At 38.1% G+C, this 24079-nt stretch carries 18 protein-coding genes and 1 tRNA gene; 18 read left to right on the plus strand and 1 reads right to left on the minus strand.

The window, feature by feature from the left end; all coding sequences use genetic code 11:
- Window positions 1-10 precede the first annotated feature (10 nt).
- The 14 genes from LEUM_RS03550 to LEUM_RS03615 all read left to right on the plus strand — a co-directional run bounded on the left by LEUM_RS03550 (window position 11) and on the right by LEUM_RS03615 (window position 18939).
- Entirely contained in the window at window positions 11-1183 is a 1173-nt protein-coding gene (locus LEUM_RS03550; protein ID WP_011679518.1) for a metallophosphoesterase family protein, read from the plus strand.
- Window positions 1173-3536 (plus strand): ATP-binding protein, encoded by a 2364-nt coding sequence (locus tag LEUM_RS03555; protein WP_011679519.1) that lies wholly within the window; start codon window positions 1173-1175, stop codon window positions 3534-3536. The genes LEUM_RS03550 and LEUM_RS03555 overlap by 11 nt, the downstream gene beginning before the upstream one ends.
- Before the next feature lie 27 nt (window positions 3537-3563).
- Complete coding sequence (locus LEUM_RS03560; protein WP_011679520.1) at window positions 3564-4514, plus strand: 3'-5' exoribonuclease YhaM family protein; 951 nt, start codon at window positions 3564-3566, stop codon at window positions 4512-4514.
- Window positions 4515-4933: 419 nt separating this feature from the next.
- Complete coding sequence (locus tag LEUM_RS03565) at window positions 4934-6223, plus strand: alkaline phosphatase family protein (protein ID WP_011679521.1); 1290 nt, start codon at window positions 4934-4936, stop codon at window positions 6221-6223.
- A gap of 36 nt (window positions 6224-6259) precedes the next feature.
- Window positions 6260-7573 (plus strand): bifunctional folylpolyglutamate synthase/dihydrofolate synthase, encoded by a 1314-nt coding sequence (locus LEUM_RS03570; RefSeq protein ID WP_153245357.1) that lies wholly within the window; start codon window positions 6260-6262, stop codon window positions 7571-7573.
- 148 nt (window positions 7574-7721) lie between these two features.
- Window positions 7722-8819 (plus strand): tRNA dihydrouridine synthase, encoded by a 1098-nt coding sequence (locus LEUM_RS03575; RefSeq protein WP_011679523.1) that lies wholly within the window; start codon window positions 7722-7724, stop codon window positions 8817-8819.
- Between the two features lie 56 nt (window positions 8820-8875).
- Window positions 8876-10348: a UDP-N-acetylmuramyl-tripeptide synthetase gene (gene murE, locus LEUM_RS03580; RefSeq protein WP_011679524.1), complete on the plus strand. Its 1473-nt coding sequence runs from the start codon at window positions 8876-8878 to the stop codon at window positions 10346-10348.
- Window positions 10349-10454: 106 nt separating this feature from the next.
- Window positions 10455-11465: a lipoate--protein ligase gene (gene lplA / locus LEUM_RS03585; protein ID WP_011679525.1), complete on the plus strand. Its 1011-nt coding sequence runs from the start codon at window positions 10455-10457 to the stop codon at window positions 11463-11465.
- A complete protein-coding gene (locus LEUM_RS03590; protein WP_011679526.1) occupies window positions 11458-12594 on the plus strand; it encodes a thiamine pyrophosphate-dependent dehydrogenase E1 component subunit alpha in 1137 nt (378 codons plus the stop codon). The genes lplA and LEUM_RS03590 overlap by 8 nt, the downstream gene beginning before the upstream one ends.
- Window position 12595: 1 nt before the next feature.
- Entirely contained in the window at window positions 12596-13576 is a 981-nt protein-coding gene (locus LEUM_RS03595) for an alpha-ketoacid dehydrogenase subunit beta (protein WP_011679527.1), read from the plus strand.
- Complete coding sequence (locus LEUM_RS03600) at window positions 13569-14864, plus strand: dihydrolipoamide acetyltransferase family protein (protein WP_011679528.1); 1296 nt, start codon at window positions 13569-13571, stop codon at window positions 14862-14864. The genes LEUM_RS03595 and LEUM_RS03600 overlap by 8 nt, the downstream gene beginning before the upstream one ends.
- A gap of 2 nt (window positions 14865-14866) precedes the next feature.
- The gene (lpdA, locus tag LEUM_RS03605) at window positions 14867-16276 is read left to right on the plus strand and encodes a dihydrolipoyl dehydrogenase (protein WP_011679529.1); all 1410 of its coding nucleotides are present in this window, start codon (window positions 14867-14869) and stop codon (window positions 16274-16276) included.
- A 48-nt stretch (window positions 16277-16324) separates the two neighbouring features.
- Window positions 16325-17116 carry an alpha/beta fold hydrolase gene (locus tag LEUM_RS03610; protein WP_011679530.1) on the plus strand — a complete coding sequence of 264 codons (792 nt, stop codon included), beginning with the start codon at window positions 16325-16327 and terminating at the stop codon, window positions 17114-17116.
- 149 nt (window positions 17117-17265) lie between these two features.
- Entirely contained in the window at window positions 17266-18939 is a 1674-nt protein-coding gene (locus tag LEUM_RS03615) for a glycerophosphodiester phosphodiesterase family protein (RefSeq protein WP_011679531.1), read from the plus strand.
- A gap of 56 nt (window positions 18940-18995) precedes the next feature.
- Here LEUM_RS03615 and LEUM_RS03620 read toward each other — a convergent pair whose 3' ends face one another.
- Entirely contained in the window at window positions 18996-20171 is a 1176-nt protein-coding gene (locus tag LEUM_RS03620) for a DNA/RNA non-specific endonuclease (protein ID WP_011679532.1), read from the minus strand.
- Between the two features lie 529 nt (window positions 20172-20700).
- Here LEUM_RS03620 and LEUM_RS03625 point away from each other — a divergent pair.
- From LEUM_RS03625 to topA, 4 genes are all read left to right on the plus strand, one after another.
- Window positions 20701-20774 (plus strand) — tRNA-Ile (locus LEUM_RS03625).
- 165 nt (window positions 20775-20939) lie between these two features.
- A complete protein-coding gene (locus LEUM_RS10680) occupies window positions 20940-21110 on the plus strand; it encodes a hypothetical protein (protein WP_011679533.1) in 171 nt (56 codons plus the stop codon).
- A gap of 167 nt (window positions 21111-21277) precedes the next feature.
- Complete coding sequence (locus tag LEUM_RS03630) at window positions 21278-21811, plus strand: HdeD family acid-resistance protein (protein ID WP_010295542.1); 534 nt, start codon at window positions 21278-21280, stop codon at window positions 21809-21811.
- 167 nt (window positions 21812-21978) lie between these two features.
- Window positions 21979-24063, plus strand: coding sequence for a type I DNA topoisomerase (topA, locus tag LEUM_RS03635; RefSeq protein ID WP_011679534.1), 2085 nt, complete (start codon window positions 21979-21981; stop codon window positions 24061-24063).
- Window positions 24064-24079: the final 16 nt, after the last annotated feature.

Raw genomic sequence — 24079 nt, forward strand, 5'->3', positions numbered from 1 at the left:
AGGAGATTATATGAAATTTATTCATGCAGGTGATGTGCATCTTGGCAATCCTTTTTCTGGTCTGGATAAACAGTTGCCATTTACTCTAAAAAAAACAGTTCAAACAGCAACAATTAAGGCATTTGAGCAATTAATTGATGATGCTATTTCTGCTGAGGTCGATTTTGTCTTATTCCCAGGAGATTTATATAATTCAGCGGAGAATAGTCCATTTATTCAAGAAGTAGTGAGCAAACAATTCAAACGACTTTCAGATGTGAACATTGATGTTTTTTTAAGTTTTGGGAATCATGACTTTGAAGCAGATACGAGAAATCATCTGCCCTGGCCAAACAATATCCACGTTTTTCATCAAGAAGTAGAAACAAAAATTAAAATACTTCATTCTGGAGAAAAAGTTGCGCTGACGGGCTTTAGTTACCAAACCCAACGTCAAACTGAAAAAATCATTGATGATTTTCCTAGCAAGGGAGATACTGACTATCAAATAGGCTTGTATCATGGTGCACTTGGTGTGGCTGGTGATCCTTATGCTCCTTTTTCCTTGAGTGATATGTTGCAAAAGAACTATGATTATTGGGCTTTGGGTCACATTCATATACGTCAGACGCTAAATGAGCAGCCGTTTATTGGTTATTCTGGTGTTTTACAGGGCTTAAATCGTAAAGAAACCGGGGACAAAGGCTATTACTTGGTTCACTCTGAGAATCAACGTTTAATTCCAGAATTTAAAAATATTGCACCAATTAATTGGAATAGTACGACGATTTCGTCAATGACAGATGAGACTGACCTAATTGATCAAATTATCAGTCTCAAAAATGACAAAATAACTTTTTGGTCAATCACTATAACTGCTCAGATTGATGCAACCATTATTGAAAGAATTAATAGCGGTGTGACATTAGACAAAATACGTGATCAATTACCAACTAACATGTGGGTCGTTCGTTTAAGTGTTGCTAATGCTGGACAATTATCATTAGTTTCTGACAATATTGATCAACAATACTGGACAGGGGCGCTTGACAAGGTTTTTGAAGAGTCTAACATAACTGATTACTTGCCAAGTCAAGTTCCTGTATTTATTCGTGAGCATTTCATGAGTGATGATGGTCAGGAAGAACTTCAAAATGCTATGGAACAATTAATCGCAGAAAGGCGACAAAACAATGAAGATTAAACGCTTAGAAATTAGCGGATTTGGCCGTTGGTCGCAAGAAGCTTTTGATTTATCGGATGGTTTGCAGGTTATTTTCGGACAAAATGAGTCGGGAAAAACAACCCTAAGAGCATTTATTGTAGGTGTCTTGTTTGGCTTTCCAACGAAAAAAAATGGTCATAATGTTTACGATCCAAAGGACGGAAGCCAATACGGTGGTAGCCTAATTTTAGAAACCGATGAGGGTGATGTCAAAATTACGCGTTTGAATCGTACCAAAACAACTTTGACAATTACACGCTTAATTAATCAAACGGAAATTATTGATCCAGAAAAGTGGTTGAAACAAAAATTATCGCCACTTACAAGAGAAGCATTTGACGATATTTTTAATTTTAACCAAGAAGACCTAACCCGAATATCTCAAATCAAATCAGTGGATTTTCAAAAGTTGCTGCTAAATATTGGTGCTGTAGGGAGCACCGGTTGGTTAGATGTCATGGCTGAATTTGATAAGTCTGCTGATAAACTATTTGCTCCGCGGGCAAATAAAAGGCCTTTAAATATTGCCATTAAAGAATATGAAAATGCAACGGAAGAATTACATCAAAAAAGTGCTGAATTAGATGACTTTATGTTGGCAGAACAAGCACTAACTGATTTAGAAAGTGAGCAACATGAGCAAGAAGAAAAAATTCTTACTGCTAGTCAACAACTACAAGAAACACAACAGTTAGTACAACAATACCAATTGTTTGAATCAGCTAAAAAAATAGAAATCGAAAATGTACCCTCTGTTGATGAAAAGCAGGTCGTGCAAGCACGACGATTACAAATTGAAATTGACTCTTTGAATGATAATATTTTGCGGCATAATGAAGCGTTAAAAAATATTGAAGTGCCTCATGAAGTGAGTGATGACAACACCGACCAAATGGTTTTGACAAAAGCACAAGTAGCGCAACGAAATTTAGCAGTGAATACTGAGAAGCGAACTAATTTGCTAAAGCAGAAGGAACAAATTGAAGCTCAGTTTGAGGGGGATGTGCCGAAAGGATTAACAGACAGTGAATTGCAAAGTTTATCCTCTTCAAATGTGTATTTGCTGTCAACTGGTGCGTTAATTTTAATCTTATTCGTTAGTATTTTTATAATGCACTGGCCTGCCCTGTGGATGGTTATTTTGTCACTAATTGTAACCGCAGGTCTCTTCTATAAGCGACAGAAGAAAAATCAAATACGCCAAATGATTCAAAAGGCTTACAGCCCCCTTAATATACAAAACATTAAGAAGATACAGCCTGAGGTGGATCAATATGAACAACAAAAAATGGATATTCAAAGCTTAAATGAACAAATTGAAGGCCAATATGACAGTCTTATTCAAATGATACAGCCAATTGCATTGAAGCTTGATATTCAGATTCTTTCAGATTCGTTAGAATTAACCATTGCGCAATTAATAAGTGTTCAACAACAAGAAAGTCTTTCAGAGCAAAGTAAGCGAAGTATGTATGTGCAACAGCAAAATCAAATTGTCACTGAAATACAACAACAACAGGAAAAGTTGTCTGAGAAGTTGAACGAACAGAAAACAATTTTTAAAGAATATCATGTCACAGATTTGCACGAACTGCAAAACACATTAGATCAATATAATAAAAATGAACAATTAAAGCAGCGCTATCAAGATATCATGAACCAAATTGATGAAAGTACGCGCCAAGAACTGTTAAAGTATGATGATGAAACTCAACTGCTTGAACAGAAGGAAAAACAACAAAAACACTTAACGATACTACAAAAACATGCCTTTGAATTGCAGAGCGACATTGCACATTATAAAGCTCAGCAAGAGCAAAGAACTAGTAACGATCAGTTCATGATGTTACAACAAGATCTTGCTAACCAAAAAACAGAACTGACACAACAATTTGGCGAATATTTAGCAAAAAAAATGAGCGTAAAATGGATAAATCAAGCCTTGCAAGATGCATCTCAAAATCGCTTTCCAAAGATGCAGCAGTTAGCAACGGACTATTTTCAAAAACTGACAGCCGGTCGATATGTAAACATTCAATTCGATAAAAATACGTTGCAGGTCGTGAGAAATGATCGACAAAAGTTTAGTGTAGTAGAATTATCTACCGGGACGCAAGAACAACTATATGTGGCTTTTCGTTTAGCGTTAAGCCAAGTTATTAAGGATATTATTAATATGCCTATTCTAGTAGATGATGGCTTTGTTAATTTTGATTTAAGTCGCAAACAAAATGTTATAGCATTATTAACTGATATTGGACGGAATCAGCAAGTTATCTATTGGACAGCTGCTATTCATAACGAACACTTCGACAAAGTGATAGAATTATAACTAATTAAGCTGGTAAGGGGCCATGAGATGAACAAATTATTAGCAGAGTATCAAGATACAGAGCATATTGATAATTTTGCATTAATCAAAGCTGCAGAGGTACGTTTAACGAAAACAGGGAAAACTTATATCAGTATACTGTTTTCGGATCGCTCAGGAGATCTGCCTGGTAATCTTTGGGATGCTACTGATGAACAAATTAAGACTTTGATTCCTGGGAAAGTTGTTAGCTTACAAGGCGTTAGGGGATCATATCGTGATCAGCCTCAGATACAAATTACTCACGTCAGACTAACTGAAGCTGGGGAACCTGATAGTCCTTCAGATTTTATGACTCATGCGCCAGTTAAAGAAGCCGAAATGAGCGAAGAACTTAGTGATTTTATCTTGTCAATTGCTAACCCTACCTGGAATCGATTAGTTAGAAAGTTATTTACGCAATATAATGATTTGTTTTTAAAATATCCTGCCGCAAAGATGAATCATCACGCATTTGGAGGCGGACTGGCTTTTCACTCTTTGTCGATTGCTAAACTAGCAAAAAATCTTGTTTTACAATATCCGCAACTTAATCAGGATTTGCTGATTTCTGGTGCCTTGCTGCATGACTTGGGGAAAGTGATCGAACTTTCTGGACCAATTGCTACACAATATACATTGGCAGGAAACTTAATTGGCCATATTACGTTAATTGATGAGCAAATCGTTTTGGCAGCAAATGAGTTACATTTTGATTTGCAGAGTGAAGAAATGATTATTTTACGTCATGTGGTTCTAGCACATCATGGTTTGCTAGAGTTTGGATCGCCCGTTCGTCCGGCACTAATGGAAGCAGAAGTTCTCCATCAACTTGATGAGCTGGATGCGGGGATTCAAATGATGACGGGGGCTTTAGAAAAAACAAATTCAGGATCATTTTCCGATAAAATATTTGGCTTAGACAATCGGAAGTTTTACAAAACAGAAGAGGATTTTTAACTGAAAAATTAGTAGCGTACCCCACTATAAACGTTTGAATAAGAAAAAAGCAAAGGCACAAAATCCAATTTGGATAATCAACACTGTGCTGACAAATGCAAGTAAGTGAACATCATTCAGACGAAATGACACATAAATTAATAATAATAAAACTGAAAAAATGATGATATAAAACCCTGGCATAAATTTCTCCTTATTTATTGTGATCCTATTTTAAATTATTATAAGGTGCAATAGTTATATGAATTTTAAATGATCATAAGACGTCTATCACTTGAGTTTTAATTGTCTATTTAGTAATGAATTTAAGTTAAAGTATAGTACTCAAATACTAATGTTATATTTTTGAACGTCTCTCATATCAGTGCTACAATAAATGAAATATAAATATTTGTAATTTGACGAGAAGGAAGAAACTCATGACTATTAAAAACCCGTTAGTAATTGTATCTTTTGATGCTATGGGTGCTGAAGATATTGCAGAGCACATTGATTTGATGCCTAATGTTGCTACTTTAATCGCTCGGGGAACCCATGTAAAAAAAGTTGAAGGCATTTATCCAACGCTAACTTATCCTTCACATACAACTATTATGACTGGTGTTTATCCCGCCAAGCATGGTATTGTAAACAATACAAAAATCCAGCCGGAGTTAGGGGATTCGCCAGACTGGTTTTGGTACGCGCGAGACATCAAGACACCAACTTTATTTGATTTGGCACACAACAAGGGATTAAAAACAGCCGCTTTTTTATGGCCGGTTTCAGCCAAAGCGCCAATTACATGGAATATCGCTGAAATTTTTCCTAACCGAATTTGGACCAACCAATATTTTGTGTCGTTTCATGCTAGTTCACCCTATTTTTTATTTGACATGAATAGAAAATTTGGTAAGTTTCGAAAAGGAATTGCACAACCACAGTTAGACCAATTTATTACAAAAGCCGCAGCAGACACAATTAAACACAAGAGGCCAGATATGACAGCTATTCATCTAGTTGATATGGATTCGCATCGGCACAAATATGGGGTGCGTTCTAAGCAAGCTTATGAGGCTTTAAAAAGATTAGATGGCAACCTTGGAGATATTATTCAAGCGACGAAAGATGCAGGTGCTTTTGAGCAAACCAATTTCGTTGTTTTAGGTGATCATTTTCAAATTGACGTTGCAAATATGATTCATTTAAACAAGTTATTTGCCATTAATGATTGGCTAACTGTAACTGACAAAGGGCTGATTGCAAATGATTGGCGAGTATTAGCCAAAACAACTGATGGGTCTACGTATATTTATATAAAAGATCTTTCATTAGTGGATGAGGTGCGTGCTGTTGTACAGCAAGTACCTGGTATCGAAATGATTTATACTTCTGCAGATATTATCAAGTGGCACATTGATCCAGAAGCCACTTTTATTGTTGAAGCGCAAAATGGTTTTTTCTTTACAGATGAAGTTGATCGGCCAGTAGTTGTGGAACCCACAGATGAGAAGGAATTAGGTCAAAGCGATCGCTATAAAGCAGTACATGGATTCAGACCGGATAAAGTAGGCTATCAGACTACCCTTGTGATGGCCGGACCAGATATTGCGCATGGCACAATTGAAGAAGCGAGCTTAGTAGATGAAGCGCCCACTATGGCACAATTACTTGATGTGGAATTCGAAAACGTCTTAGACGGTATACCGCTCACCAAAGCGTTTAAATGAAAATATCTTTTTTGGAGATTGATTGTGGATAAAAAAATGGATAAAAGCGAGTTAAAAGTTACAACGCGCTACAAGACAGTGTTAAAAAGTCTGGACAACACATGGCGTATTCTTGATGAAGGTAGGGTAGCTGTACTAAAAGAGGTGTTGATGTGGTTAGGGCATCCTGACAAATCGTTAAAAATTATCCATATTGCTGGGACTAATGGTAAAGGGTCAACAGGCACAATGTTGGGATCAATTTTAAAGGCCAATGGATACACCTATGGTCATTTTTCAAGTCCTTCTATCATGGACGATCGTGAACAAATTCGTATTAATGGGGAAATGATATCCAAAAGTGATTTTTTAAAATATTATGATCAATTAGTCGTTCTTTTTAAACATCACAATGTGCCACTTTATTATTTATCTTATTTTGAGTATTTTACGATTATTTCATTGCTGGCATTTGTTGACAAAAAAGTGAATTTGGTTATTTTTGAAACGGGGTTAGGTGGCCTTTGGGATGCCACTAATGCGATTGAGCCACCAATGTTAACTGTTTTTACTAAAATTAGCATTGACCATCAAAATTTGTTGGGACATAATATCGCCGAAATTGCTGAAAACAAGGCTGCTATTATCAAACCGGGTACATGGGTAATCGACTATCCGGGACAAGATATTGAAGCCAAAAAGGTATTAAAAGCGCGAACAGAAAAAGTTGGCGCACGTTGGTTCGAACATAAGCGAGATGAAATCATTATAGCTAATACCTCACCATCTGGTCTTGATTTGATTATTAATGGCAAGAGCGGTTATTTCTTAAGTATGGCGGGTGCTTTTCAGGTTCATAATTTCAGTATCGTATTGAAAACGAAAGCGGCATTGATCGAAAAAGGATATCAATTTGATACCGAAAAGACTCGTAATGGCATTGCTAATGTAAAAATGTTGGGACGGATGAATTACCATGCTGATAAAAACATTTTGTTTGATGCTGCTCATAATGTTGATGGCATTCAGGGATTAGTCTCTGCATTGAATTCTTGGCACTTAAAAATTAAGCCGACTTTGATTCTAGGTGTTCTCAAGGACAAAGATTATCATGAGATGTTGGATGAAATTATACCATTTGTTCAGCGCGTCATTACCGTCACACCGAATAACAAAACACGAGCGTTATCTGCAGACGAATTGGCAACTGATATCTTATCGAACTATCCAAGTATTGAGGTTGAGATTGCTAATGATGCTTCGGCAGCCATCTCACTTGCAATGCGTGTTCGTGAGTCTTCTCAGGCATTGATTGTCGTTACTGGATCATTCTACACTTTAAGTGCGATTCATAGGGAGGGGCGTATTTAGAGCCATTTCAAAAATGATGATGCTTAGTAGCAGATCAAATTGATCATTTATTCACTTTTTTAGGTTGTTAATATTTTGTGAAAATGTCTTTCTCATGTTAAAATGGGAGAGATATTTTTATGAGTATGAAACTTTATGAGGCAAAATAATGTCAGAATTAAAACCAAATTTTTTCTGGGACGAAGTCATTGAAAAAGTACAAAATAATCACGAGAGCAAACAACCTTTTTTTAGTATGGCACCAATGGAAGCCGTAACTGATACTGTTTTTAGACGTGTTGTCGCCAAAGCAGCGGCACCGGATGTTTATTATACTGAGTTTACCAATGCTAGTTCGATGGTTCATCCTAAAGCTAAGTTTTCTGTTCAGGGTCGCTTAGCAGTCGCTGAAGGCGAACAACAGCCCGTGGCACAGATATGGGGATCAAGACCCAAAGAAATAGCTGGGTCAATAGAGGTTTTAGCAGACATGGGCTATCAGGCTGTTGATATTAATATGGGTTGCCCAGATGGCACAGTGATTAAAAATAGTTCTGGATCTGATTTGATCAGGCATCCTGATTTAGCTGAAGAAATTATTGTTGCCGCTCAAAGCGGTAGTTTGCCGGTTTCAGTAAAAACGCGGCTTGGTTTTTATAAACCAGAAGAATTTAGAGAATGGTTACCAATTATTTTACGGCATCAGGTAGCAGTTCTGACTGTCCATCTACGGTCTCGTAAAGAGATGTCTAAAGCACCAGCTCATTATGAACATATTGATGAAATACTGGCAATGCGTGACGAAATAGCACCCAACACATTAATCCAAATTAATGGTGATATTAAAACTAGAGCACAGGGAATAGCATTAGTCCAAGAACACCCAGGTATTGATGGGATTATGATTGGTCGAGGAATTTTTGAAAATCCGTATGCTTTTGAAAAGGAACCGCGCCAACATACACTAGAAGAATCAATTGCGTTGTTGAATCTACAATTAGACTTATTTGATGAAGTTAGTGAAACGGTAACAACGAAACACTTTGAGGCTTTGAAAAGATACTTTAAAATTTATTTGCGTGGATTCGCCCATGCTTCAGCATTACGTCAAATGTTGATGGATACACATACAACGACTGAGGTTCGAGAAATTTTAACCCGGGAATTAGCCAAGGTCTATGCTGCAGTGGCTGACGATAAGCATATCTACCGTGACAATGCTGCTGCCAGTGCTGATATGGCCTTGTCAGTGAATAAGCAAAAATAAGAAGGCATTTGAAAGTTTGTGCGACTATTGCACAGCTTTTTTAGTATAATGAAATTATGAGATTAACAACTGAAACAATTCAAAATTTATTAGTGGACCATAATCTATTATTAGATGCACCAGACGTTGATATGACGTTTGATTTCTTACACTATGATACCCGAGAAGTACAAAAAAATACTTTATTTGTTATTAAGGGCGCCTTCAAAAGGGCTTACTTGGATAATGTACATGGTATTACAGGATTAATTACAGAAACAAAAATTGATGTTGATTTACCGCAGTGGCAAGTAACGAATGTTCAAAAGGCTTTATCCTTGTTATCAATGGCTTTTTTTGACTATCCGCAGGAGCAGCTATGGATTGGTGCTTTTACAGGTACCAAAGGTAAAACGACTGCTGCTTATTTTGCCTATACAATGCTGAAAGAGGCAACTAATAATCATACAGCCTTATTTTCTACAGTTGATCGCATTACTGGTCCGCAAGCATCCGACAAGAAAAAGTCTGATTTAACAACACCTGAGTCATATGAATTGTTTAAAGATATGCGTCAAGTTGTTGATAATGGTATGACTCACCTTGTGATGGAGGTGAGTTCACAAGCATATCTTAAAAATCGTGTTTATGGACTACGCTATGATGTGGGCGCCTTCTTGAATATCTCCCCAGATCATATTGGCCCTAATGAGCACCCAACATTTGAAGATTATTTGGCACACAAGTTGATGTTACTAGATCACTCAGATGAGGTGATTGTCAACGCTGAAACAGACCATTTTGATACTATTTACACCTATGCTAAAAAAGCACATCATAAGGTCTACACATACAGCCGTCAAATGTTTACTTCTGAAGAAAGTGCCATTCATGAAAGTAGGTTCACAGTTGTTAAGAGTGAATTCAACGAGATGCTTGGTTCGTATCGTTTAAATGTTCCAGGAGACTTCAATGAGTCAAACGCAATGGCAGCAATGATGTTGGTTTCTTTTGCTGGTGTTAAGCATCAAGCCATGGTAAAAGGATTAGATGAAGTGTTTATTCCCGGCCGGATGCTTAGTTTGCCAATTAATGGACATGGGGTTGCTTTTGTTGATTATGCTCATAATTTTGTCTCCATGCAGGCCTTACTTAGCTTTGCGCAGGCCCAGTATCCAAATGGTAGAGTGCTTGTTGTAGTTGGCTCCCCAGGTAATAAAGGTGTTTCGAGACGTGCTGATTTTGGACACGTAGTGAGCGATTTGGCTGATGTAGTTTATTTAACCGCTGATGATCCACAATTTGAAAACCCATTGGATATTGCACATGAGATTGCCGCGCATATCAATAATGATAAATTAGAGGTGCATTATGAAATGAATCGTATTGCAGCCATTCATGAAGCAATTTCTGCTGCAAATGAAAATGATATTGTTATTGTTGCTGGCAAGGGTGAAGATCCTTATCAAAAAATAGATGGTGTTGATGTGCCTTACATTGGCGATTATGCCGTTGTAAAACAATTTAGAGATCAGATAAAGAACCCGTAAGGGTTCTTTTTTGCGCTGTAAACTTTAAAATGTATCATTTTTTTGGTCAAACTAGTGGTACAATGAAGTTGTAGAGTGTAAGCGGTTACAATAAGGAGCTGATAATATGCAATTTATTAATTACTTTAATCAAGATGCCTATACCAACATCGCCATGGATGCTTGGTTACTGAAAAATTTAAAACCAAAAAAGCCGGTTTTTGCATTATGGCAGAACAAAAAAGCAGTGATTATTGGTGAAAATCAAAACACCTTTTCGGAGGTAAATCAGGCGTATATAGAGTCACAAAATGTTCAAGTTGTTCGTCGTGTTTCAGGAGGAGGCGCAGTTTATCATGATTTAGGAAACATTTGTTTTACATTTTTTGTTCCAGTTGCTACTAGTGCTAGTGTTGATTTTCATCAATTTGTTAAACCAATGGCGGATGCTTTGGAGTCACTTGGTATACATGTTGATATCTCCGGACGAAATGATTTAGAGATTGCGGGGAAAAAGGTTTCTGGGAATGCCCAGAGATATGCCGGTGGCTATCTAATGCATCATGGCACACTGCTCTGGGACACTGATGTGGATGCTATGGTACGTTCTCTTAATGTGGCTGACGAAAAGTTCATATCTAAGGCGGCTAAATCAGTTCGTGCTCGTGTTGGCAATATCAAAGACTATGCACCTGAAGGGTTAACAATTAGTACATTTATTGATCAGTTGAAATACTATTTAACAGATGAGGGCAAAGATACGGAATATGTGTTGAGTGAAGCACAAAAGGCTTCTATCAAAAAGCTGCGCGATGAAAAGTTTTCACAGTGGGCCTGGAATTACGGAAAAAGCCCACAGTTTATGTATAACAATCATGCTAAATATGATGGTGGTGCAATTGATGTACAAATCGATGTTAAAAATGGTGATATTACAGATGTAAACTTTACAGGAGACTTTTTAGGGGTTAGAGATTGGCGTGAAATAAAATCAGAATTAATCGGTATTCCATTTACTCGCGATGCAATTGCCGAAGTACTTGACAGAAATAAAGATGGTCAATACTTTGGCAGCATCACAAATGATGAGCTTTTAGAAACATTCTTTCAGAAAGATGAGGTAAAAATAAATGGCTGACATAACAGCAACAAATAAGCAAGTACTTGACTTTAATCATCAGCTTACTGCACAAGCAGATAGTTTCCCAACATTAAGTGTATTAGACAATACTGGAAAAATTGTTGATGATGAAGCTTTCGAGCGTGCTGAGTTATCTAATGAAGACTTAATCAATATTATAAAACGCATGATTTTAAGTCGGCAGTTAGATATTCGTTCAACAAAACTAGCTAAGCAGGGGCGGTTTGGATTTTTTGCACCAACAGCTGGTCAAGAAGCCTCACAGATGGCCTCCTCTTATGCTTTTAATGATGATGACTGGCTAATGCCGGGTTATCGTGACATCCCCCAAATTGTTGTGAAGGGATGGCCAATTTGGAAAGCGATTTTGTGGTCACGTGGGCATGTTTTAGGTAATGTATATACTACTGAAGACGACAAACCAGTAAATTCGTGGATGCCACAAATTATCATTGGTGCTCAGTATGTGGAGGCGGCCGGCATTGCGTTAGGGTTGAAGAAACGTGGAAAAAACGCGGTCGTATATGCTTATACAGGTGATGGTGGTACATCACAAGGCGATTTTTATGAGGGCATAAATTTCGCCGGAGCGTATAACGCTAATGCAGTGTTCTTCGTTCAGAACAATGGTTACGCTATTTCTACACCACGCGCTTTGCAAACAGCAGCACCGCATTTAGCTGCAAAAGGTTGGGCGGCTGGATTACCAAGTCTGGTAGTGGACGGGAACGATCCAATCGCTGTTTATTTGGCTTCTAAAGAGGCTCGTGCATGGGCGGCAAACGGCAATGGCCCTGTGCTGATTGAAACGATTACTAATCGTTTGGAGGCTCATTCGACAGCTGGAGATGATCCGCTACGTTACCGAACGAAAGATGATATTGGAGAATGGTGGAAAAAAGAACCGCTTATTCGCATGCGCAAGTTATTGCAGGGTCAGGGTATTTGGAACGAAGAACAAGAAGACGATTATGTAAAAGAAGTCAATCAACTGATTGATGACCAAATTAAGATTGCAGATAGTGTCGAGAAACAAAAAATTTCTAACTTTATTAAAAATACACTCGAAGTCCCAAGTCAAGCAATGAAAGAGCAAATAGCTAAGTTTGAAAGCGAGGGAAAGTAACATGGCTGTGAAAAGTTATATCGATGCCATCCGTGAAGCGATGGACTTGGCATTGGAAAAAGATGATGATGTGATTATCTTTGGTGAAGACGTTGGAAAAAATGGTGGTGTTTTCCGTGCCACTGATGGTCTTCAAGCTAAATACGGCGAAGATCGTGTGTTTAATACGCCTTTAGCAGAATCAGGTATAGGTGGCATGGCAATTGGTTTGACTACTCAAGATTATCGACCAATTATGGAAATTCAATTCTTTGGCTTTGTGTTTGAAGTAATGGATTCGATAGCAGGTCAAATGGCACGAAATCGTTTCCGGTTTAATGGTACGCGTAACATGCCAATTGTTGTCCGTTCACCTTATGGTGGCGGAACTAAAACACCAGAAATGCATGCTGATAATTTAGAGGGCATGGTAGCACAAATTCCTGGTATCCGAGTTGTGATGCCGGCAAATCCTGCTGACGCAAAGGGGTTGCTACTAAGTTCTATTGCGTCCAATGATCCAGTTGTATTTCTAGAAAATTTACATTTGTATAGATCATTGAAAGGTGAAGTGCCGGAAGGATACTACACGACACCATTAGATAAAGCTGCGATTGCACGCGAGGGAGATGATGTATCAATCATTTCGTATGGCGGTGGTGTTCCTGTTGCCTTGAAGGCAGCTGAGGAATTATCTAAGAACGGTATTTCAGCTGAGGTGCTAGATCTTCGTACAGTTTCACCATTAGATATTCAATCAATCGGAGAAACCGTTGCTAAAACAGGTCGTGTGGTTGTTGTGCAAGAAGCGCAGCGAATGGCAGGTATTGGCGCTGCTATTATGAGTGAAATTTCTGAACGATTTATTTTGAGTTTAAAAGCACCTATCGGTCGAGTAGCTGCACCAGACTCTGTTTATCCATTTGGACAAGCAGAAAACGATTGGATGATTAAGTCTGACGATGTTGTGGCCAAAGTAGTGGAGGTTGTAAATTATGACTGAGATTTTTAAGATGCCAGATATTGGCGAAGGTATGGCGGAGGGAGATATTACTTCTTGGCTGGTTAAAGTTGGTGATACGATAGCGGCTGATGATCCAGTCGCAGAAGTACAAAATGATAAATTGATGCAAGAAATTTTGTCTCCGTATGGTGGTAAAGTTACAAAACTTTTTGTTGACGCCGGAACAACAGTTGAAGTTGGCGATCCATTAATTGAGTTTGATGGAGACGGCAGCAGTGAAAATGACTCTGATAACGGTCATGTAGCGCAACCAAGTACTTCTTCGAACGTAGTGGAGACAGAGCAAAGCACCCCAAAAAACACAGCTCCGAAGGAAACTAGCACTGTTCAAGTAGCAAACGGTCATGTGCTGGCAATGCCATCAGTACGTCATTTGGCTCATGAGAAAAATATAGATTTAACACAAGTACCAGCTACTGGTCGCCATGGTCATGTTACATTAGCAGACGTTGAAAATTTCCAGGGATCAGACAATTCAGCACCCACTCAAACGCAAACATCAACCACATCTCAAACAGAGTCGTCTGCAGCTGTTCATGAGGAACCAACACCAGCATTACCATTGCGTGAAGGGCGTCAACCAATGGCACCAGTACGTAAAGCGATAGCTAGAGCGATGGATAGGCAAGCAGCTATTCCAACAGTAACGAATTTTGATTCTGTTGATGTTAGAAAATTGGTTGGCCACCGTAAGGCGTTTAAGGAAATGGCTCGAGATGACAAAGGCATACGTTTAACATACCTAGCCTATGCTGTTAAAGCGTTGGCAGCTGTAGCTAAGAAATTCCCAGAATTAAATGCTAGTGTTGACATGAAGGCGCAAGAAATTGTTTATCACGATGATGTTAACATGGGTATCGCTGTGGATGCGCCAACTGGGTTGTTTGTGCCAGTCATTAAGAATGCAGATCGAAAGTCTATTTTCACAATTGCGCAAGAAATAACTGATCTTGCTGAAGCAGTTCGTGATGGATCAATTACACCTGCCCAAATGCAGGGCGGAACAATCACAATTTCTAACCTTGGTTCGGCCCGAGGTACTTGGTTTACACCAATTATTAACGGTAAAGAAGTAGCAATATTGGGACTAGGTTCGATCTTAAAGGAACCAATTGTCAATGACGATGGAGAGCTAGCCGTGGGCCAAAACATGAAATTATCATTGACCTATGATCATCGTTTGATTGATGGTATGCTAGGACAATCGGCCCTTAATTATTTGAAGCAGCTATTGTCTGACCCAGCCTATATGTTGATGGAGGTGTAATTATGGTTGTTGGTGCACAAGCACGTGAAATTGATACAGTAGTCATTGGATCTGGTCCTGGTGGTTATGTTGCTGCTATTCGGGCTGCTGAGCTTGGACAAAAAGTTGTTATTATCGAGCGTGATAATATTGGTGGTGTGTGCTTAAATATTGGTTGTATTCCATCAAAGGCATTAATTAATGTGGGTCATAGATACCGTGAAGCAACTGAGGAGACTCCGTTTGGATTACTCACTTCTGGAGCCACACTTGACTGGCAACAGACACAAGATTGGAAACAAAATAAGGTGGTACACACGCTAACTTCTGGTGTAGAGATGCTATTAAAAAAGCATCATGTTGAAATTGTTAAAGGAGAGGCAGTGTTCAATGACAACGAGACCTTGAATGTTTTACAAGAGGATGGTCATGAACTATTGCAGTTTAACAATGCAATAATTGCTACAGGTTCGAGGCCAATTGAAATTCCAACTATTCCGTTTGGTGAACGCATCGTTGATTCTACTGGTGCTTTAGGTTTTACTGAAATACCAAAAAGATTAATTATTGTTGGTGGTGGCGTTATTGGATCTGAGATTGGCGGTGCCTATGCTAATTTAGGAGCGCAAGTAACCATTATTGAGGGTTTGGATCACACACTGAACGGTTTTGATGCGGAAATGACGAAACCAGTATTAGATGATTTTAAAGCTCATGGTGGTACGGTTGTGACATCCGCAATGGCTAAGGAAGCAACACAGACTGCTAAGGAAGTGACGTTGACCTACGAGGCAGACGGTAAGGAGCAAAGTATTACGGGCGATTATCTCTTAGTAGCTGTGGGACGTCGTGCCAATACAGACGGTTTGGGATTGAACAATACCGATATCAAAGTAGACAGCAAAGGCTTGATTACAACAAGCGATACAATGAAAACGAGCGTACCGCATATATATGCCATTGGAGACGTTGTCGCAGGTCCGCAGTTGGCTCATAAAGCTAGTTTTGAAGGAAAAATAGCTGCTGCAGCCATCGCAGAAGATGCGCAGGCGCGTGATTTACATTATTCACTACCTTCTGTAGCCTATACGCAGTATGAATTAGCAACAACTGGTGAAACGCCTGAGTCAGTCAAAGTAAATCATTTGGAAGCAAAAATTTCAAAGTTCCCGTTTGCCGGTAATGGTCGAGCCATTTCTATGGATCAAGCTGTTGGTTTTGTACGGCTGATTAGTGATAAGAGTAGTAATGCCTTAATTGGCGCACAGATTGTTGGTCCCTCTGCATCAGACCTGATTTCCGAGTTGTCCTTAGCGATTGAAAATGGTTTGACAACGAAGGATATTTCATTGACAATACATCCACATCCGACACTCGGTGAAGCAATTATGGATGCAGCTGAGTTAGCCGATGGGCTACCAATCCATATTTAAGTACAAAGTTGTGATGAGTTTAAGAATTGAAGATGTTGGGGGTAAACAATGTCAACATTTATAACAAATGATGACGTAAAACTGAATTACAATATATACGGCGACGGGCTACCAATTATTTTAGTTGCAGGTTATTCAGGCAATCAGGCTACGTGGGCGGCACAAATAGAACCGCTTAAACAGGCTGGGTTTCAGGTGATTACTTATGATCGTCGCAATCATGGTGAAAGTCAAACGGTTGATTATGGCATGCGTATGTCAAGACATGGGCAAGATTTAGCCGAGTTGATCGCAGCGCTTCATCTCAATCAAGTAATTCTTGTAGGACATTCAATGGGTGCAAGTACAATTTGGTCCTATTTGTCGCTGTATGGCGAAGCAGATGTCAAAGCTATTATTACGGAAGATCAAATTCCCAAGATTTTAAGGGATGAAACTTGGTCTCTGGGGATTTTTAACGCAGATATAACAATGATATGGACGGCGGCAGAAAAGTTGCCACATACTAAATTAACACATGCTAAAATTTCAAGTGACATCAAACGTAAACTTGCAGCGGCTTATCATCCCTTTAACTTTAAATATAATGAACCGTTATTAGTAAACAGTTTTATCGAAGATTGGCGTGACATTGTGAAACGTGAACGCGTACCACATTTATTCTTGGCGGGTAAACATTCTCCGTTATGGCCAGCTGACCACGTTTATGATTTGAAGGCTATGTCTACATTCGGTGAAGAACACATATTTGAAGAAGCGGGACATATTCCACATATTGAAGAACCAGAAAATTTCAATCAAGTGACCATCAACTTTTTAAAACGCATCGATGATTATTAGACTGATAATAACAGATTATGACATTAATTTGTTTTAATGGTAACATGAGATTGTTCGGGTTACGTACTATAAATAGTACTAGCTTGTGCTTTCTTTTTTATGTCTAAAATAAAATTTATAATATCCCTGAAGTTCGTGAGAGAATACTTATGAAGAAAATAAAATTAAATACACTTTTTAAATGGGCAGTCGCCTTGTTTATTTACAATCTCGTTGCCAAAATAATCATTTATTTTGCTCAAAAAACGTTACCGGACTTTTATCGAGTTGATACGAGTAGTTTAGCTTCACTGACCGACTCAACTTCAAAATACTTAGGATCTTTATTGGGAATAATTGCGGTTTATATTGTCCTTTGGTTTATGTTCGCAGGTATTGTATTATACTTTCTTCGGCGTTCGTGGGGAGAAAAAAGCGAAAAGCGTTTTACTAGGCAGTTGTTGTCTTACAAATTACATACTTCAATCGCGGCATTTATTATTTTGATGGTCCCGTTAGTTGAATTTGGTTTAAAAGTGCCATTTGCTCAATATCTTGCATTACCCAAAACTTTTGTTGATATGGTGAGTGGATTTTGGGCAAATACAATTTTCACAGCGTGTTATCTTGTACTGATTTTATTGTTAATTAAATTCAGACACATTAGTTATTTTGCGATTTATCAAGATTATTCCTTATTGAACGCTATCAAGATATCTGCAAGAGAAGGCATGGCCTCGGGAATACAGTTATTCTTAAAATCAATAATTCGTTTGGTGGTAGCAAGTGGCATTGGTTTTGCGTTATTATATTTTTTGCAGCTATTTGCTGATACTTTTTTTGACGTAAATAATAGACGCCTCATTGCTAATATCTTACTTGCCATTACAAGTGGATTAATGTATGTTATTACTGCATATATCTTAAACCTGTATGTCACTCTTTTGACAACCGACCACAAGAAAGATGCTGAAAAAAAATTGAATGGCTCTTCGGTATTTTTGCAAGGACTCATACTCATAGTCATTGGGGCAGGCAGTACTTTAATTTCCGGTAATTATTTTATATCGCCAAGAGAAAAATATTTAGTGATTGCACATAAAGGTGTTTCATATCCGAATGCCGTCCCAAACTCGTTAATTGCTTTGAAAAGAACTATTGCTACTCATCCTGATTACATTGAAATTGACATTCAACCCACAAAAGATGGCGTATATGTTCTGACACACAATACTAAAGTAAAAACAGTCTCGGGGGAAACGCTTGACATATCAAAAACAAATTGGTCTACTCTGAAAACCAAAAAAGTTACAGAAGATGGGCATCAATTTTATTTAACTAGCTTTTCGAAATATATTGATTTGGCGAATAACAAAAAACAAAAATTATTAGTAGAATTGAAGTTGAATCAAACTATAACAGATGAGCAATTAAAACAATTTGTAGCCAAATATGGCAAGCAAATGAAGGAAAATAAAAGCGAAATTCAATCAATGAACCAAAACGTTATTAAACGAATATATCAATACACTAGTTTAACTACAGGATTATTATCACCCGTTAAAAATACAGTTGATGGAAATAAAATTAGTAAATTCTATGCTATGGAATATTCAAAGGTTGATGCACATTTATCCAGCCAAATTAGACAGTATAACAAAGATTTGTATAGTTGGACAGTTAACGACAAGCTTGATGTTGAAACGGCCTATATGATAGGTGTCAATGGCGTGATTACCGATAAGCCACGAGAGACACGGACGATTTTAGAAAATATCAGTGAAAAGTTGACTTATCGTAGAGCATTTATTTCTATGATTTTGAATCAGCAAAGTGATATTTAATTCAATCTTTTTGAGTTCGTGCAAAATAATTATGTATGCCCGTGAGGGCTTTTTTGTTAACGTAATGATTTACGATATCCTGCCGCTTGGGCGTCTGCTTCACTATTAAAATAAACAGCGTTGCTACTGTTCATATAGTAGCCAGCTTGACCAGGAACATGATAAATATGTGATTTTGAATTTCCGATAATTTGTTGACTTTCACCAGTGTATGTTTGTGTTGCTGCAGATTGATTCTGTGCTGCTTGTGCTTGTGCAGCTGAAGCTGCTGCTGCAGAATTAGCTGCCGCTTGAGATGACGCGGCGGCTGCCTGTGATACACTAGCTTCACTTGCAGCTTTTTGTGCAGCAGCTATTGAAGATTGTTCTGCTTCGGAACTAGCTTTGGCAGATGACACTGCTTCAGAACTGGCTCTGGCAGATGAAGAAGCTGCCGCGGAGCTAGCTTCTTCTGCAGCTTCTTTTTGAGCGGCTAAGTCAGCTTTTTTGTGTAATGTATTTTTGGCCGTTCCATCAGCATAATTAATAATTGCGTTTGAACTGTCATTATTTAGGTAAACTACTGTTGCACCGTCATTGCCATCTTCTTCACGGTATGATTTAAGACTAATCTTAACTTTCTCTCCAGAGTTAGAATATCCTATGTAAGATAGGCGAATCTGTCGTGGCAAGAGTTCATTGCCACTATACATTGGTGTAACTTGATAATCTAAACGGCTTGATTTGTGGTGCTTAAGCCATTTTGTGAGACCTCTTTCATAATAAAGCATAGCTTTTTTGTTACTGGCATTCGATTTTTTAAGTGCGCCAGTATTTAGGTAAGCTGTCTCTGGAACTAAGTTTTTTGCTTCATCATTTAAACCGCTGAATTGATAGCCAATAAGATGTCCGCGATTGAATAGCCATGACTTACCAATAGATGCGTTGGCTTTTTTATATTTGAATTTATAATTGTGCCAACCAACAGGATTGTAGTTTAGTTTTGTCGCTTGTTTTGCAGTTGGTTCTTCAGCATAATTGAGCTGAATATGAGCATCAACCGCACGCTTTTGACTATCTTGATCAGCTAGAACAAGTTGTTTTTCGTTTTTGAAACTAAGAGGATGCTGCTCAGCACCACTTAGTTTGTCCTTTTGATAACTATCAGCAGCAACACCCAAAGCAGGGTATATCGTACTAGTGGCAACCACTAACACTGCACTGATAGTTACTTTTTTTAGTAACTTTAACATAATAAATTCTCTCCCGAACAGTTTAGCGTGGATATTTGGCACGTATCGAACAATCATTTTTTAGTATTATTAAAAAATAGAAACAAATTTTTTATTTTTAAGCGTGAGTTACCATACTTTTTTAATTATAATACTTCTAAAGTATGACATGCAAATATACTTGTACAGACCAGTTGTTCGATATGTAAACTTAAAACATTTATATCATAAAAGGCATTGACGGAACTTGAAATGCTGATATAATAAATTTGTAAGCGTTTTCTTATGTTGAGGATTCGTTTACACATCAATAATTTTCTGACAACGAGTCAGATGCTCCTTAAATATGTATGCTGAAATGTGTACAATAAATAAGATGTGGTCACGGAAAACCATATCTTATTTTTTCAATATTTATGTTTTTCAAGTTTAATTTATTATGTTTTGATGATATAATTTAAACTGGTTATGACCTACGATAGTTTCGAAAATATCATGATGTAAAATTACCAATTTTATTTCAAAGTACTATTGTGGGGCATTACTGTCTGGACCATTAGCTCAGTTGGTTAGAGCAAACGGCTCATAACCGTTCGGTCGTTGGTTCGAGTCCAACATGGTCCATCTATTTACTTTAATTTTAGTAGGAGCTTGTCTTCTAATTGTCTTTCTGATATCGATTCTTTAATAGGCACCAATCAATAAAAACGAAATAGGCTAAGAACAACCAAACGGAGTATTTTGGTTGTTTTTATTTGCTACTATTTTAAGTGAAAGGAGGATATGCTAATGAGTCGAGATATTGATTATGATGTACTGAGAAAAAATCAGCAAGAAAACCGTGCCAATGCTTATTTGAATAAAGGCTTGCGATTATTTGGTGCTGCGCCTATGGTAACTATGGGGGTAGCCACTAAAGGTTATATGACCGAGAGTGGTTTTTATTCAGACAAGCATTGATAATAGGGAAAAAAAGTCAGCCAGGTTAGTTTCTGGTTGGTTTTTATTTTCACAAAAAGTAGATGATGAATTAAGTCTAAAGCATATTAAACATCAAGATTAATCCAAAAATGAGAACTAGCCACTAAAAGCGTATAATATGAAGTAAGTGAGAAGGAGGATAGATGATGTCAGACATATTTTTAAAAAAGCTACGCAATATTATTGGATTTGACGCTATTGTGTCAATTATTTTTGGTGCTCTGATACTTTTTTGGCCAACGCACAGTGCTTCAGTAGTAGCCGCTTTGATTGGGTTAGCTTTTATTGCGATAGGTATATCGCACATAGCATCCGTATTTGATAGAAAAGATGAAGACGGTTGGGCTCGTGTGGGTAACTTGGTTATTGGGGCTGTCTACTTTATCGCTGGCGTATTTACCTTTATAAACTTGTATGCAGCAACTACCTACTTGTTTATAATTGTCGGCTTGCTTGTTGGTATGACATGGACACTGGAAGGAATTATTGAATTTGGGTCACTGAAGTATTACACACAAAAAGGGTGGGCGATGTTTTCAGCTCTCATCAGTATTATTGGTGGAATCGCGTTATTGTTTGCGCCTTTGCTTAGTGCAATCTTCCTTTGGCAATTACTTGGGGCCTCTTTACTGGTACTAGGTATTATTAAACTGTTGCATTTCTTTGCTTGGAAAAGGTAAAACTTATTTTCCAATTACAACGCCGTCTGCTTAGATTAATTCTGGACAGACGGTTTTGTGTTATAATCAAATCAATTTTAAATTATAAAGTCTTAAACAATTTGATTAGTGACTGATGTAACAGAAAATACTATATTTAAACATAAAAGATTGCGAGGAAATTTACTTTGGCAGAAACCAAAACAGCGACAAAAAAGAAAAAAGCGGCACCACGGAAGAAATCTAAAATCAAGAAAAATCTAGTTATTGTTGAAAGTCCATCGAAAGCAAAAACAATTGAAAAGTATTTAGGTCGCAACTATAAAGTAGTTGCTAGCCTTGGTCATATACGTGATCTGCCTAAATCCACCTTAGGTGTTGATGTCGAAAACGATTATGATCCTAAGTATATTAATATTCGTGGAAAAGGCGATGTTATTAAGGGATTACGCAAGGAAGCAAAAGCCGCAAAAGCCGTTTATCTGGCTTCCGATCCGGATCGTGAAGGTGAAGCAATAGCTTGGCATTTGCAGCATATTTTGGATTTAAATCCTGAACAACCTAATCGAGTTGTTTTCAATGAAATCACAAAAGATACGATTAAAAATTCCTTTAAAACACCGCGTGTTATTAATCAAGATCTTGTTGATGCACAGCAAGCACGTCGTATTCTTGATCGATTAGTAGGTTATTCAATATCACCGATTCTTTGGAAAACCGTGAAGCGTGGGTTGTCGGCTGGCCGTGTGCAGTCTGTGGCTTTAGGCTTGATCATTGCGCGTGAACGTGAGATACAGGCTTTTCAGCCAGAAGAATATTGGACGCTAGATTCTATGTTTAAAAAGAATCGTACCAAATTCAAATCAATATTCTACGGATTTGATGGAAAAAAACAGCCATTGCCAGACAATGACAGTGTGCAAGATGTGTTGAAGCGGATTAACAAAGATGGTGATTTTGATATTGTTAAGGTGGATACGAAGCAACGCAAGCGCCAACCTCAACCACCATTTACGACGTCAACAATGCAACAAACAGCCAATACACAGTTAAAATTTAGAACGCGTAAAACAATGATGGCTGCACAGCAACTATATGAAGGTATTAATCTGGGTAAGGGGTTAGGTCAAGTAGGATTAATTACTTATATGCGTACAGATTCGACGCGTATTTCATCTGTTGCAAAGAATGCTGCAGCACAATTTATTCACGATACATGGGGTGAAGAATACTCACAGCATAAGCCAGTGCAAGGAAAGCTACAGGAGGGAGCTCAAGATGCCCATGAGGCCATACGACCATCTGATGTCAATCGGACGCCAGAGTCTATCAAAGATAAACTAACCCCTGATCAATTTAAGCTATACTCTTTGATCTGGTCCCGATTTGTTGCTAGCCAAATGACACCAGAAATTTTAGATACAATGGCTGTGACAATTGAACAAAACGGCGTTATCTTTAGAGCTAATGGTTCTAAAACAAATTTTGAAGGATTTACAAAGGCCTATCCAACAGCAAAAAAGAAAGATAATGTTTTGCCTTCGTTGAGCGAAGGGGACAAGGTGAGTTTGGCAAATACAGATCCTGAACAACACTTCACTTTGCCACCAGCACGCTATTCTGAAGCAACGCTAATTAAAGCCTTAGAGGAAAATGGCGTAGGGCGTCCATCAACTTACGCGCCAACTCTAGATACAATCCAACGGCGGAACTATGTTCGTATTGATGCTCGTAAGTTTGTGCCAACTGAACTGGGAGAAATTGTTCAAACGATTGTCGAAGAAAGTTTTCCTGACGTGACAAACATGAAGTTCACGGCTGCGGTTGAACATGAGCTAGATGAGGTCGAAACGGGTAACAAGCACTGGGTACCAGTCATTGATTCATTCTTTAAACCCTTTCAAAAGGAAGTCGAGAAAGCTGAGACATCTCTTGAAAAGATTATTATGCATGATGAACTGGCGGGGATGGATTGCGAGGTTTGTGGTGCGCCCATGCTAGTCAAAATGGGTCGTTATGGCAAGTTCTATGCCTGTGCACGTTTCCCCGATTGTCGTAATACAAAAGCAATTGTTCAGGAAATCGGTTTGCTATGTCCAAAGTGCCATAAAGGACAAATTGTTCAGCGAAAAACTAAACGTGGACGAACGTTTTATGGTTGCCAAAGATATCCCGATTGTGACTTTGTAACTTGGGATAAACCTACGGAAAAGACATTAGCTGACGGTACAACACCAAAAGATGATGAGAAAAAAGAACCAGTCAAAAAATAAAAGCCACAATATAAAA

Source organism: Leuconostoc mesenteroides subsp. mesenteroides ATCC 8293 (genome assembly GCF_000014445.1).
Lineage (GTDB): Bacteria > Bacillota > Bacilli > Lactobacillales > Lactobacillaceae > Leuconostoc > Leuconostoc mesenteroides.